This window comes from Limnobacter sp., assembly GCF_046297615.1.
In the GTDB taxonomy this organism is placed as follows: Bacteria; Pseudomonadota; Gammaproteobacteria; order Burkholderiales; family Burkholderiaceae_B; genus Limnobacter.
Map to the genome: position 1 here is coordinate 369,916 of NZ_JBKBHM010000004.1, position 15,051 is coordinate 384,966.

The 15,051-nt window shown below is 59.8% G+C and carries 6 protein-coding genes; all 6 read right to left on the minus strand.

The genetic code is table 11. The features are described from left to right. Window positions 1–6: 6 nt before the first annotated feature. Complete coding sequence (locus tag ACK4FF_RS10740) at window positions 7–975, minus strand: hypothetical protein (protein WP_409708706.1); 969 nt, start codon at window positions 973–975, stop codon at window positions 7–9. After that, complete coding sequence (locus ACK4FF_RS10745; RefSeq protein ID WP_409708709.1) at window positions 972–2,555, minus strand: tetratricopeptide repeat protein; 1,584 nt, start codon at window positions 2,553–2,555, stop codon at window positions 972–974. The genes ACK4FF_RS10740 and ACK4FF_RS10745 overlap by 4 nt, the downstream gene beginning before the upstream one ends. Window positions 2,556–2,571: 16 nt before the next feature. Next, entirely contained in the window at window positions 2,572–4,797 is a 2,226-nt protein-coding gene (locus tag ACK4FF_RS10750) for a TolC family protein (protein WP_409708712.1), read from the minus strand. Then, entirely contained in the window at window positions 4,784–6,205 is a 1,422-nt protein-coding gene (locus ACK4FF_RS10755) for an HlyD family type I secretion periplasmic adaptor subunit (protein ID WP_409708715.1), read from the minus strand. Before ACK4FF_RS10755 ends, ACK4FF_RS10750 begins: the two co-directional genes overlap by 14 nt. A gap of 18 nt (window positions 6,206–6,223) precedes the next feature. After that, window positions 6,224–7,981 (minus strand): type I secretion system permease/ATPase, encoded by a 1,758-nt coding sequence (locus tag ACK4FF_RS10760; RefSeq protein WP_409708718.1) that lies wholly within the window; start codon window positions 7,979–7,981, stop codon window positions 6,224–6,226. Between the two features lie 63 nt (window positions 7,982–8,044). Beyond that, the coding region (locus tag ACK4FF_RS10765) for a beta strand repeat-containing protein (protein ID WP_409708721.1) at window positions 8,045–15,051 on the minus strand (7,007 nt) is incomplete at its 5' end.

Below are 15,051 nucleotides of genomic sequence, written 5' to 3' on the forward strand. Positions count from 1 at the left end.
GCGTCATCAACCCTTGGCTTGGTTGCCGTACAAGGTTTTGAAATACAGGTTGCGGTAGTTTGCCCAGATGCGCAGCAGTTTTTCGTCTTTCCGCTCGAGGGCTTGGTTTTTCAACCACTCCAAGTCGTGCGCGTAGGCGGGCAACCGGGCCTTTTTGTTCGTCAACTCAATTTTAAAGCAGGACAGTTTTCCAGCCTGTTGAATGATGAATTCAGTCAGCAAACGCTCGATGATGAACGGGAAGTAGTTGGCACCGGCATGCAAGTTGCGGGGGTCGGCGTTGGTGTTCTTCAGTGCAGCAAGCAAGGCGGGCGGTGCGTTCTTTTCTGCCTTGGCCAGGAAGTCTTCAATGAAGGTGATGTAGCTGTCCCAGAACTTGCGGCTGCCGACGAAGTAGTTGGCGGCAGCCATGATGCGGGTGTGCCGGTAGGCCGACACAATGCGCTTGTCCATGCCCACGGCGTCAAACAGTTGCTCAACCAAGGGCAGAAAGTTGGGGTGGGCTGTGCTGCCCTGCACCCACAGGTTTTCGTACAAGCCTTCAATTTGGGGCTCGGGGTTCATGAAGTACAGGTCGTAGCCTGGATTGGCCGCAATGACGCCGTACAGATCGCCCGCATTGATCATCGCCTTTTCGCGGAACCGCCACGACACGGCACCCCAGTAATCACAATCACGGGTGAGGTCGGAGTTGTACAGTTTGCGGAATACGGCGTATTCCAGCATGGAGAAATCGCCCAGTGCATTGTCGTAGGGAATGAACTCGGGCTCGAGTTGGTGCAACTGGTCGGGCCGGAAGTAAATCTGGAATACCCGAACAGCCTTGCTGAAACCGGGGTGGTTGGCAAATGCGCTGGTTTCCGCCAGCGCAGCCACGGGGGCCGCTGCCGCGGTGGCAGCCACAGGTGCCGCCGCTGTTGTTGCTGCAACAGCGGGGTCGGCCTTTTTGGTTCGGGTTGTTTTTTTCTTGGTCATAGGTAATCCATCAAGTGTTGGGCAATTGCAGGGCCACGAACCCGGTGCACCTTGCCCCAAAACAGTTTTTTCTGCTGCAAGGCATGGCTGTGCCTTTCACAAAACAATTCACCAGCACGCACCGCGATGGGCACTTCCAGTGCGTCCGCCTCTGCGGCAGTGAGGCCGCTGGAATAGGGAAACGTGTCGATCAGCGCCGTCAAGTGCGACAGGCTGGTCAGAAACTCAGGGTGATTCTTGGGGGCCAGAAAGCGGATCAGGCCTTTGTCATTCAGGCGCCTTGCTTCAGTGTAACCTGCCTGCTCCAAAGCGCTCAGAACACGCTCACGAAGCTCCGGTCTGCTGAACCGCCGTTCGATGAACACCAAGGGTGTAAAACCAACGGCCACCTTGGGCAACACCTGCTGCGCCAAGTGCTCAAAAAACACCCGGGACAATTTATTGGGGTTGGAAATGACGCCATACCCCCCATTGCGTTTGGACAAAGGCAGAGGTGCGGGCATGTACACCGGCGGCGTGTAATCCGCGTACCCGCCGGGAATGCGGATAAGCGGCTCGGAATACAGATGTTCCAGATTGGCCGGTACGTGCCACTCATCGCACACGAAGCCGTCGAAACATTTCATGCCCGTGGACGAACTTTGCCCACCCACCCACTTCAACTGGCGCGGGGCTGGGCGAAAAGCCAGTGCTTTCAGGCCGCCCCAGTCCATCCACCCGCCCAGGTCGATAACCGCGTCCAATTGATCCTGCGCCATCAACATGGCCAGTTGAACAGGTGAATGCTGATGGCAGGGCCGCCATGCGGTGGCCAGCCCCTTGAATTGCGCGGTGGCCCAATCGCTTTTCTTTTCGTTGCGGTCGTAAAACACCAACTCGGCCTGTTGGGCCAATACACGCAAGGTGGAGATGGTGAGGAAATAGACCGGGGAAGCGGTGAACAAGGGGCTGACAAGGCCAATGCGGCGGCGCTTGTTGAACGTGCGTGCAGGAAGCCGGGACTTCAAGGCCATGAAGGCCTGCAAGTCTTTCTCAAACGGCATGAGGTGCTCGGTGGCAAAGCGGTGCAGGTGCTGCGTCAGTTGCAAGGCCGTGCAGTCGCGGTCGTACAGGTTGGTGACCCACCACGCCGCCTGCGCTTTCTCGGCCACAGCGGGCTCCTTCAACAAGGGCTCAAGGTAGTCGCGTGCGGCCAGCGGGTTGCCGAGGTCGCTCAGCTCAAGCAAGCCCAAGTCGAGCCGAGCCTCAAGGCCGGCCTGTTCATGGTCGATGTGTGCAAGGAACAGGTTACGGGCTTCTTGGGAGTTGCCTTGATGGGTCAACAAGCGGGCCTTCATGAGGCTGGAGGACCAGTGGGCTGGGTCTTTCTTCAGCGCTTCGTCCAGATACCCAAGGGCCTCATCCATTTTGCCCAGGCCGATCAGGCACAAGGCTTGAGCGTGATCCACCAAGGCGTGGCTGTGCACCCTGCCCAACAACTGGTACAGGCTCAACGCCTGAGCCCAGTTACGCGCCACAAAGTGCTTGTGGGCTTCCTGGGCCAGGGTTTTGGTGTCGGTGACAGGCGTTGCGGCAGACATTCAGGCGGGGCCAGCTTTAAAAGAGGAGATTCTGCACCTTCATCAGTGCGTCGGCGGGCTCGGACCCGGACTCGAGTTCAAGTTTTAGCACGTTCTGTGCCAAAGTGAGGCGAGCAGTGATCTGCTGCAACTGGGTATCGAACAGGGTTTGAATGCTGTTCAACACTTCAATTTGAGTGCGAACGCCGCCCAAATAGCTTTTTTGGTTGGCCTGAACACTCAACTCGGCCGCATTGATCGCATCGGTGCGCACCGCCACTTCAATACGACCGGATGCAGACAGCGATTGCAATTGTTGCACCATCAGACGCAGGTTTTGTTCAATGCCCCGGTAGGTTTCTACTTGGGCACGGTGTTTGTCTTTGGCCACTGAAACACCCAAATAGTCTTGCACGCCGAAAGGGATGGTGACGGCAACACCTGCGTTGTCAATGCGAACCCCATTTCGTTCGGAGGCCACATAGGACAGGCCAACGGTGGGAGAAATAGCCCCTCTTGAACGCAACACACTGAGCTCGGACAATCTCAAGGCTTGGGTACTGGCAATGTAATTGGGGTTACCGGCCAAGGCACGCTGCAAATAACTGTCGTAGCTGTCCACCTGAATGTCTTTGAATCCGGTAGTCATCTGCAAGGTTTTGCGTGAGGGCGGCTCGCCAACCAGGTTGCGGTACTCCTGCTCGGCATTCACACGCTGGCTAACCGCTGCAATGCGCGCCGCCAAAGCCTGATTCAAACGCACTTGGGTGTCGCGAAGGTCGGTGATGGTGCCCTGCCCTTCCTTGTAGGCTTGGTCGGCAAAGCGAACCTGCTGTTGCAGGGTGTCAATATTGGCTTGGTTCAGGCGCTCTTGCTCATTGGCACGCACCAAATTGGACGTCACGCGAAACACTTCCGTGGCCAAGAGGTTTTCTTGCACCCTGAAGTTGGCATACGCCTGAATCTCCAGAGGGTCTGCTCCCTTGTAAGAAGCGAGCGCTGCGAGGCTAAACAAGGGCACCCCAACCCTGGCCACTTTACGAGTGCTGTTTTCCAATTCAGACTGAGTCAGGGCCAAGGTAGCAGTGGGCAAAAAAGCCAACTTGGCAATGGTCGATTCAGTCAGGTTGGCATCCCGAGTCGCTTCAGCCGAACGGTAAGTGGGGCTGTTGCCTTTGGCCCGGGCGAACACTTCAACCAAATTACCGGCGGGTACAAAAGTCACGGGTGGCGGCTGTATGGGTGCAGGCTGTAGAGGGGCAGCCTCCACCGGGGCTTCAACCACTGGGGCTGCCTCGGGCTGAGCCGCGATGACTGGCTCAACCAACGGGGCCGGTTGAGCCACACCCGGTTCAGCGATGGGTGCCGCTGGAGTTTCAGTCACCGGCGCTTGTTCTTCAACGACGGAATACTTTTCACGAAAACCGATCAGGGGAATGTTGACGTCTGGCACGCTGAGCGCCTGCGCTTCACGAAGCGGCACTGTCGGCTCTTCGGCACGTGCAACAGGGGCTGCCTTGCGCACCACCCGGCCTGATTGGCCTTCCAGGATGGATGGCGTCGGCACTGTGGGCGCAACAGGCGCCTGAACGGTTTGAACCGGTGCAGCCTCTTGAACGGCCACAGCAGGCACCGTTTCAGCGGGGGTTGCAGGTTGAACAGGGACTGCCGCGACAGGCGCTGCGGGCTGCGGAGCGGATTGGGAAGCCGCAGGAGGCACCACTACGGGTGCTACAACTGCCGCTGGGGCAGACGGGGCTGCAGGAGCCACCGGGACTGGCTGCACGGCCGCGCCTTGGTCAGCCCGAGGGGCCGCGCGGCGACTACCCAGAATATTGGGAATGGTGAACTGGCGTGGCGCCTGCTGGGCGTTGTCGCTGCCCTGCCCGCCCGACTGCACGTACCGCGGCTTTTCAAGGCGCTCGCGGCTGGCTGCAATCGATTCCGGCGTGCGAGTCTGCAAAATACCCGCCGCCGGAATTTGAGCCACCGGCAAAACTGGCGCAGGTGTCGGCGACGAAGGCTCAACCTCACCGGACTTGATGGGTTTGGGCTCGATCAAGTCGGGAGAAATGGCCTGCACGGCCTTGGCATTCTGCTCGGCAGGGGTTTCTTCCTTCGGCTTTTTGCGGGCAGCACGGGTCGATTCCAGAATGGACGGAGCCCGCACGTTGTCGGTGGAAATCTGCGCGTTTTGAGCCCGCAAAGGGCCTGCATTCAATGCGACAACAATGCCTAATACCAGGGGTTTAATTGACTTCATTGAAGGCTCTCGCAAAACGGTCAGTAAGGGGTTTGGCCATCAGGCTGAAGAAGGTGCGTTCGCCGGTTTTCACAATCACTTCAACCGGCATGCCCGGCTGCAATTGCAAGTCAGCGAGTTTTTGCAAACCAGTAGCATTGGTTTCTACCTGCGCCAGATAAAAACCTGCGTTTGCTGCGTTGGGGTCGTTGAAGTTGGCGGTGACCAAGTCGGCGCCAACCAAGGTGACAGTGCCTTGCACAATTGGCGTGGTGGCCCGGTTAAAAGCGGAGAAACGCATGTCGGCCTGCAGGCCCTTGAACACTTTGTCAATGGCTTTGGGTGGTACCTTGGCCTGCACGATCAACTTCCCGCCTTCGGGCACGATTTCCATCAGGATGTCGCCAGACTTGATCACCCCGCCTTCGGTGTGTACTTTCAGGCCCACGACGGTGCCACTCACAGGGGCTTTCACTTCGGCCAATTCACGGTCAAAACGAAGGCTATCAACCACAGATTTCAAGGCTTTGCGGCGCTTCTGCACTTCGGAAAGCTCCGCTTCCACTTCTTTGCGATACCCAGCCTGCGCTTCAATCAGTTGAATGCGTGCCGAAGAAATTTGAGACGCTGTTTTGGCAATGTCGGAGTTCAATTGCGACACCGATGCAATGGCGTTGTTGCGCTGAACTTCCATCTCACTGACCTTGGCACGGGTAACAAACCCTTCCTTGGCCAGGTTCTGATTGCTCTGATACTCGCGGGTGATGGTTTCCAACTGTGATTTGCGCACCTGCATGATGTCTTTCATTTCACGCAAGGTGGCGTTGTTGGCACTGATCTGCTCATTCAGAATATTCAGCTTGCTGCGGAACTCTTCACGGCGAGAGGCGAACAGTTGCTCTTGAACACGCTTGACCTCCTGCACGCGGGAATCGGCAGACTGCACCTGTTGCAATTCAGGAATCCAGTCAATGCGTGATTTGTCCGTGCGCTCTGCAATCAAGCGGGATTCAGTGGCCAGGGCTACGTAGTAATCCAGCTCCTGGCTGTTCAAACTGGCTTCGCTGGTCAACGGGTTGACCTTGATCAGCACCTGCCCAGCTTTAACTTCTTCACCTTCCTTGACAGAAATGGCGGTGACCACGCCACCACTGGGGTGCTGTACGGCCTTACGGGCGCCCTGCACCATCAAGGTGCCGTCTAGCCCCACACCGTTATCGAGAGGAGCAATTGCAGCCCAGACCACAAAAACTGCAAAACTGATGACGACTGCTTTGACGGTGATGCGACGAACCCTGGACTCTTGCAATGGCAGTGGCTCGAGATCAATACGCTTAAGCTTGTTCACGTTGTAGGGATTGATGGGTTGGAAGTTTCGCTCAACCCACTCATCCATTTTCTGCACTTGGCGAATCAGTTTGTCAATCATTTCGATAAGCCCTCAAAGTTACGCTGCGCCCAGCGCAGGGTTGGCATTGTTGGCTACTCGCTGAGTTGCACCGGAGAGCATTTCACGTGTATCGCCGTAACCGATCTGACGACCTTCACGGATCACCAGCATGGTGTCGGCAACACTGAGCAATTTGGGGCGGTGTGACACGAACACGATGGTGCACCCTTCGGATTTCAAAGTGCGAATGGCTTTCATCAATGATTGTTCGCTGGGGTCGTCGAGGTTGGCGTTGGGTTCGTCCAGCACAAGAAATTTGGGCTTGCGGTAAAACGCGCGAGCAATGGCCAAGCGCTGCTTCATACCTCCGGACAGGGCATGTCCGGTTTCACCGATTTCAGTGTCATAGCCTTTCGGAAACGCCAGAATGGCATCGTGCACATCCACCAGTTTGCAGGCTTCTACGACCTTCTCGGAATCCACATCACCAAGGCGTGCAATGTTCTCGGCCACGGTGCCCTCAAAAAAGCCGACCTCCTGAGGAACATAGCCCATGTTGGGGCCCAACTCATCGTGGTTCCACTGAGCAACGTCAACCCCATCCAGCCGCACATGGCCACGGGCAGGTGCCCAAACGCCAATCAGCAAGCGCACCAAACTGGTTTTACCTGCACCCGATGGCCCTACGATCGCCATAACTTGCCCAGGCTGCAATGCAAAGTTAATGTTGGACAGCACGGGCTGCATGCTACCCGGTGGAACTGCGAACATTTCGCGCACATCCAAACGCCCCTCAGGCGCAGGCAAGGACATTTGGCTGCGGTACAACTCTTCTTCTTGCAGCAATTCTTCCAGACGCTCGTAGGCACCGTTGACCGCGACGAACCTGGGCCAGGCGGAGATCAGTGCCTGTAAAGGGCCCATCGCCATACCAATCAACAAGGTTGCGGCAATCATCATCCCTGGCGTGATCAGGCCCTCGATGGCCAGGAATGCAGCCAACCCCATTTTGGTAATCGGAATGGCACGGGCTAAAAACTCGGCGAAGTTCTCAATAAAGGCTGCAGCGTCCCTGCCACTGACCTGGTACTGCAAATACTGCTTGTGTTTGTTGTACCAACGCTTGCGCACCGTACGCTGCATACCCAAGGCATAAACTGCCTCAGCATGTCGAAGCAACTGAGTCGCGGACTTTTCAGCTTCGGCCCGAGTCTCTTGCTCCAACTTCAGAATAGGCGTGGTGATTTGTTTGTTGATGATGGCGGTGATCACCATCAGCGCAACGGCAACAACCGAGAACACAGCAAGGTAGGGGTGAAAGAGACCACCAATCGCGATGAATACAATCGCAAACGGGGCCGACATCAGCGCAATCAGTGATGGACTGGTTAAAAAGTCTCGCACGGCCGACAAATCGCGCAACACCTCATTGACCTGCACTTTTTTCCTGCCGAGGTATTTGCGAAATGAGGCGTCGAAGGCATCAGGAGCGAGTTCCCAATCCAAGCGCAAGGCCACGCGCCGCAGCATTTCCATCTGGAGCCATTCCAGCAGGGTCCAGAACATCAGAATCCCGAGCACGATGACCAGAATCGACACCAAGGTGATGCCACTGCGCGAAGCCAACACCCGGTCGTACATGTTCATCATGAACAGCAGCGGGGTCAACGCCAACACTTTGGTGACTACCGTGATCGCGAACACGTACCAAAACGCCCCCTTACACTGCTTGATGAGGTCCTTGATGCTTCCGACCGGCTCACGCAAGGTGACGGGCTCAGAAGGCTGTTCAGCGCTGTTTGGTTCAGATGTCATAACTCGAAAATAAAACGTAAAAAGGGAGCCGAAGCTCCCTTTTCATCAGAGCCCACCAGTAAATTACTTACCAGTCAAGAACCCCACGACCTTCAGAAGCTTCTCAGCCTTCAAGTCCAAGACGTTGTTGGCGCTTGCGCTTTCAGTGTCTTGTACCAAGTTGACCAGAGCTTCGGATTCAAGGACTGCACCAACCGTGTCAGCAATATTCGTACCGACATTGCCCAGATCCACGACGCTGAGGTGATCCAGATCCAGCGCACCGCCTGTCAGTGAACCCAAGGCCGAACCAACACCGGATTCCACCGCGCTCAGCGCGCTGGAGATGTCGTCGAATACGATGGCAGCAGGTACGCCCGCATCCACCATATCCAGAGGCGCATCGCCCTCGGCCGAGCGGGATGCTGCAGCATTTTGAGGTGCTGCACCAGCCAGCGCACCGCCGGAGAAGATGTCCGTCAGGTTCAACTCAAAGCCTTGGCCAATCACGCCGGAGTCACCCAGAGCAATGCTGAGGTCGGTGACGGGCAACATCGACTGCAGTTCGCTGGCGAACAAGGCAGGATCGGTGTTCGGCGGTGTGGGTGTTCCGCCGTTGCCCAGGCCGCCCAGCAGGGTGTCCTGAATGGCTTGCGCCAGGTTGGTGAAGGCTTCTGGGTTGGTTGGCAGGGCATTGACAATGCCTTGCAAACCACCAGCCAGAGCGTCGATGTCCAACGGCAAGCCTGGTGCACCACCGGATGGAGGTTCTGGCAGGCTTGGAGGCTGCAGACCGGTCAGGGTATCGACCACCGAGCCCACGACACCGTCGAGGTTCAGCTTGTCGGCCGCGCTTTGCAGGTTGGCCGGGTCGAGGCTGATCAGGCCTGTCAGGGCTTCGGGCTGCAGGTCAAACGGATTGGCTTGGGCCAGGTCTTCAGGCGTGATGCCAGACAGCGCATCCTGCAGGGAACCACCCAGAGCCGTGCCGATGTTCTGCAGCACTTCGGCGCTTGGCAGGTTGCTTGGATCCACGCCCAGGTCGAGCAAGGTGCTGACCAGTTGTGGTACGTCGCCCAAAGCGCCCGGTACGTCGAGTTGGTCCAGCTTCTGGGTGATCGGGATGAAGTCCAGATCGGCCAGGTTTTGGATCAAGCCGTCGTTGCCAGTCAAGAGGCCCAAGTCCAGCACACCGCTGCCCACCAAGGCACCGCCCAGGGCACCGTCGGTCGAGACCGCGTCGGACAGGGCATCGATCACATTGGCAGGCAATGGAACGATGTTTTCGTTGTATTCGTCAGCAGGACGTGTGAAGTCGGTGTTGCGGATGGCGTCAGCCAAGCCGCCTGTTTGCAGGACGAGTACGTCTTGCAGCGCACCGGCCACATCAACCTGCTGCAACTGCTCCTGAATCGGTGTGACATCGACATTGGTGATGTCGCCAATCACACCGGCCAAGTCGACCAGACCGCCGCTTGGAGGTTCTTGACCCAAGAGACCCAAGACAGCATCAACCTGTGGCACAACCGCGTCGGAGATGGCTTGGCCCAGGCCTGGCACATCAATCAGGTTAGCGACTGCGTCGGCAATCGGGTTGTCCATCGGGTCGGGCAGACCGCCACCACCACCGGTGATTGCGCCCAGCAGACCCGATACACCTTCCTGAATCGCAGTCGGTGTGAACAGGGTTTCGAGTTGGTTCTCGACCTTGATGTTCAAGCCCGGGATGAGGCCTTGTACATCGCCCGACACCAAGTCTTGAATGCCCAGGATTGCGCCTGTGCTGATTTCAAGGCTCTGGTGAGCGTAGCCGGTACCGTCGACCAGCAGGTCTGCACCCAACAAGCCACCTGCAATCAGGCCGCTGCCGTTGAGCTGGCCGCCGATCGCGTCGAACAGTTGTGTCAGGTTGGACTCGGAGATGGGCGAACCACTCAGAGGCCCTGTCGGGGCAACCAGAACACCGCCGCCGAGGTTCAGGCCCAGTCCGATCGGACCAGTGTCTGAACCCAGACCGCTGTTGGAGATGATGTCGAACAGGTCGGACACCTGCGCTTCGGTGACTGCACCGCTGCTCAGGTAATCAACAAGGCCTGTGCCGATGTTCATCAAGGCTTCGCCAGTGGCGGCTGGGTCAGGCAGACGTGGGTCCAGTTCAGCGATTGTGCCAACAGGCGTCACACCCAGTGTGGGCAGGTTGGTCAGGTAGTTGAACAGGTTCTCAACATCGATCGCGGTCACTGGCAAGCTGTTCAGGCCGTCAGCCAGGCTGTTCAAGCCTGACACCAAGCCCTCTGTCAGCGAGGTGTTGCCACCCACCAGGGAGTCGAATGCGTTGCTCAGTGCGTCGGTCAGGCCTGCGCCTACACCGGTACCCATGGCGAAGAAGTCATCAATTGCATCGGCGATGCTGTTGATGCCGCCGGCCAGTGAACCTGCGCCGTCCTGCAGACCATCGGTGAGGGAATCCACACCAGCGACCACAGAGCCCAAGCCGTCGGTCAGGGATGCCAGACCATCGGCCAGTGAGCTGCCGCCGTTAACCAGCGAGCCCAGGCCATCTGTCAGGGAGCCGGTGGCACCGCCAAGCGCGTCGGTCAAGGAAGTCAAACCGCCGCCGAGGCTGTCGGTTGCACCCACCAGTGAACCCAAGCCGCTTTCGAGGCTGGACAGGGCACCGGCCAAGCCGTCAACCACAGAGCTGACACCGTCGGTCAGCGAGCCAGTGGCTGCGGGGATGGAGGACACACCGTCAAGCAAAGAGGCCAGACCATCGGTCAGCGAATCGCTGCCGCCAGCCAGTCCATCGGTGATGCTGCTCAGGATGCCGGTACCAATCGCGAAGAAGTCGTTCAGACCGTCGGTCAGGCTGTCTGCGCCACCGGTAATGCCGTCGGACACGGAGCTCAGGCCATCGATCAGGGAGCCCAGACCGTCACTCAGACTGTCTGCACCACCGACCAAGGAGCCCACTGCGTCGCTGACGCTGCCGATGCCATCGGTGATGGAGTTCACGCCGTCGAACAGGGAACCCAATCCATCGGTGACAGAGCCAATGCCGTCAACCAGCGATTGGGCGCCTGCCGGGATGGAACCCAGTGCATCGGTGATGGAGCCCAGGCCACCTGTCAGCGAATCCAGTCCACCGGACAGGGAATCGGCACCGCCTTGCAGGCCGTTCACCAGGCTGTTCAAGCCATCGGTCAGGGAATCGACACCGCCAGTCAATGCGCCGGGCAGGGAAGAAATTGCATCGGTCAGCGTGGACACGCCCGCCACCACAGAGCCAACGCCATCCACCAAGGAGGCCAGGCCGTCGGTGAGGCTGTCGGCGCCGCCAACCAGCCCGGCACCAATCGAACTCAGTACACCGGTGCCAGCCGCCAGCAGGTCGTCCAGACCGTCGGTGACGGAACCAAGGCCGTCGGACAGGGACGCAATGCCGTCAGTCAGTGAAGGTGCGCCATCGACCAGTGAGGAGACTACGCCGCTCAAGCCATCAGTGAGGGATTGCAGGCCACCGTCCAGTGAATCCACACCCGCTGCCAAGGAGCCCAGACCATCCACCACCGAGGCGACGCCTGCGGTCAGTGAACTTGTGCCATCGACCACGCCAGCCACCAGAGAACCCAAGCCTGCGGACACGGAATCCAAGGCATCAGGCAGGGAAGCCAAGCCACCAACAATCGAGCCTACGCCGTCTTGCAGGGAGGCCAGACCGCCACCGAGGCTGCCTGCACCGTCCAGCAGAGATGTCAGGCCATCAGTCAGGCTGTCGGCACCGCCAATCAGGCCAGCACCAATCGAGTTCAGTACACCGGTTCCGGCAGCCAACAGGTCATCCAGACCGTCAGTGACAGAACCCAGACCGTCGTTCAGGCTGTCGGCACCGCCCAGCAGTGAGCCGAGTGCGTCGGTGACGCTGCCCAAGCCATCGGTCAGGCTGCCAGCGCCGTCGGCGATGGAGCCAATGCCGTTGGTGAGGCTGGATGCTGCGCCGTTGAGGCCGCCAGCCAAGGAATCCAGGCCATCGGCCAAGGAACCAATGCCGTCGGACACACCGGCCACGATGGAGGAGACACCCGCAGCCAAGCTGCCAGCGCCATCGACGATGGAGGCTGCGCCATCCACGACTGAGCCGAGGCCGGAAGTCAGGGACTGCACACCATCGGCCAGAGAGGCCAAGCCACCCGTCAAGCTGCCAGCGCCGTCAACCAGCGAGGACAGGCCGTCGGTGAGGCTGTCTGCGCCGCCAATCAGGCCAGCGCCAATCGAATTGAGAATACCCGTGCCCGCGGCAATCAGGTCGTCCAGACCATCGGTGACCGAGGTCAGACCGTCGGTCAGGCTGCCTGCGCCGTCAACCAGCGAGTTCAAGCCGTCGGTCAAGCTGCCAGTACCACCCAGCACGCTGCCCAAGCCGTCTGCAATGGAGCCTACTGCGTCGGTCAGGGAACCTGTGCCACCCAGTACGCTGCCCAAGCCATCGGCCAGGGATGCGGGTACTGCGGTCAGGCTGCCCAAGCCACCCGTGATGGAGGCCAGGCCGTCGCCCACAGAATTCAAACCATTGATCAGTGAGCCGGAGCCGGAAGTCAGGGAAGCCAGCGCATCGGTCAGCGAACCGCCGCCGTTGATCAGTGAGCTCAAGCCGTCGGTCAGGCTGTCAACACCGCCCACCAAGCCTGCGCCAATCGAGTTCAGGATGCCAGTGCCAGAGGCGATTGCGTCGGCAAGGCTGTCCACCGCACCTGGCAAGCTGCCAGCACCGTCAAACAGGCTGCTCAAGCCATCGCTCAGGCTGCCAGCGCCAGCCAGCAGGGAACCAATGCCGTCCGCCACGCTGCCAACACCGTCGGTCAGGGAGCCTACGCCATCGGCCAGGCTACCTGCGCCTGCCACGATGGAACCTGGGATGCCACTGAGGCTGCCAGCGCCGCCGAGCAAGGAGCCCAGACCGCCAGTCAGGCTGTCAAGGCCTGCGCCCAGAGAGGCAAGGCCGCTGCCGATGGAATCGCCACCGGACAGCAGTGAACCCAAGCCATCGGTCAGGCTTTCTGCGCCACCCACAAGGCCGGCACCAATCGAGTTCAGGATGCCTGTACCTGCGGCAATCAGGTCGTCCAGACCATCGCCCAGAGAATTCAAACCATCGGTCAGGCTGTCTGCGCCACCCGTCAAGGAGCCCAGAACATCACCCACTGAACCAACACCAGCGACTACCGAACCGAGGCCGTCAACCACTGAGGCCACGCCATCGGTCAAGCTGCTGGCGCCATCCACCACGGAAGCCACGCCGTCAACCACAGAGCCCAGCGCGTCGGTCAGGCTGCCGGAACCGGAAGCCAGCGAAGTCACTGCGTCGGTGATCGAGCCTACGCCGCCCACCAGGGAGCCCAAGCCGTCGGTCAAGCTGCCAGCACCACCAGTCAGGGAGCCAAGGGCATCGGTCACCGAGCCCACGCCACCCACCAGAGAGGTCAGTCCGTCGGTGAGGCTGTCTGCGCCACCCACGAGACCGGAGCCGATCGAATTCAGGATGCCTGTGCCTGCGGCCAGCAGGTCTTCAAGGCCATCGCCCAGAGAACCAATGCCATCGGTCAGGCCGTCGCCACCGTTGGTCAGCGATCCGAGAACGTCGGTCACAGAACCTACACCTGCAACTACGCTGCCCAGTCCGTCAACAACGGAGGCCACGCCGTCGGTCAGGCTGCTTGCGCCATCAACAACGGACGCTACACCATCCACCAGAGAATCAAAGCCGTTGCTCAGGCTGCCTGCGCCGCCCACCAAGGACGCCACTGCGTCGGTGATGGAGGTGACACCGCCAGCCAAGGAGCCCAGGCCGTCGGTGAGGCTGCCAGCGCCACCCGTGAGGGAGCTGACAACACCGCCAATCGAACCGGCGCCGCTGATGAGCGAACTCAAACCATCGGTCAGGCTGTCTGCACCACCCACCAGGCCTGCGCCCAGCGAGCCGAGGATGCCTGTGCCTGCAGCAATCAGGCTGTCCAGGCCATCGCCCAGAGAACCAATGCCGTCGGTCAGGCTGTCGCCACCGCTGGTCAAGGAGCCCAGTACATCAGTCACGGAACCTACGCCTGCAACCACGCTGCCCAAGCCATCAACCACCGAGGCTACGCCGTCGGTCAGGCTGCTGGCGCCGTCCACAATCGAGGCCACGCCATCAACGATGGAGCCCAAGCCGCTGGTCAGGCTGCCGGCGCCGCCGGTCAGTGAGCCAATCGCGCCACTCAGGCCGTCGGTCAGGGAATCCACACCACCGGCGATCGAGCCGATTGCGCCAGTCAGTGAACCTGCGCCGCTGAGCAGTGAACCCAGTCCGTCGGTCAGGCTGTCTGCACCGCCCACCAAGCCTGCGCCCAGCGAACCGAGAATGCCTGTGCCCGCAGCAATCAGGCTGTCCAAGCCATCGCCCAGTGAGCCTACGCCGTCGGTCAGGCTGTCGCCACCGCTGGTCAAGGAGCCCAGCAGGTCAGTCAGGGAACCAACACCACCCACTACGCTGCCCAGGCCATCGGTCAGGCTGCTTGCGCCGCCAACCACACCCGAGCCAATCGAATTCAAACCATCGCCCAAGGAGGCCAGGCCACCGGACAAGCCATCCACCAGCGAATCAACACCGCCAGTCAGGCTGCCTGCACCACCGGCCAGGGAACCGACCACGTCGCTGACCGCGCCGGTGACTGATGTCAGGCCGGAAGTCAGTGAACCCAATCCATCGGTCAGGCTGTCTGCACCGCCCACCAGGCCTGCGCCCAGCGAGCCGAGGATGCCTGTGCCCGCAGCAATCAGGCTGTCCAGGCCATCGCCCAGAGAACCAATGCCGTCGGTCAGGCTGTCGCCACCGCTGGTCAAGGAGCCCAGTACATCGGACACGGAACCTACGCCTGCAACCACGCTGCCCAAGCCATCAACCACCGAGGCTACGCCGTCGGTCAGGCTGCTTGCGCCGTCCACAATCGAGGCCACGCCATCAACGATGGAGCCCAAGCCGCTGGTCAGGCTGCCGGCGCCGCCGGTCAGTGAGCCAATCGCGCCACTCAGGCCGTCGGTCAGGGAATCCACAC

What these genes read in the sequence shown, in the direction of transcription:
- ACK4FF_RS10740 (WP_409708706.1), bottom strand. Translation starts at nt 975, where the DNA reads ATGACCAAGAAAAAAACAACCCGAACCAAAAAGGCCGACCCCGCTGTT.
- ACK4FF_RS10750 (WP_409708712.1), bottom strand. Translation starts at nt 4,797, where the DNA reads ATGAAGTCAATTAAACCCCTGGTATTAGGCATTGTTGTCGCATTGAAT.
- ACK4FF_RS10745 (WP_409708709.1), bottom strand. Translation starts at nt 2,555, where the DNA reads ATGTCTGCCGCAACGCCTGTCACCGACACCAAAACCCTGGCCCAGGAA.
- ACK4FF_RS10755 (WP_409708715.1), bottom strand. Translation starts at nt 6,205, where the DNA reads ATGATTGACAAACTGATTCGCCAAGTGCAGAAAATGGATGAGTGGGTT.
- ACK4FF_RS10760 (WP_409708718.1), bottom strand. Translation starts at nt 7,981, where the DNA reads ATGACATCTGAACCAAACAGCGCTGAACAGCCTTCTGAGCCCGTCACC.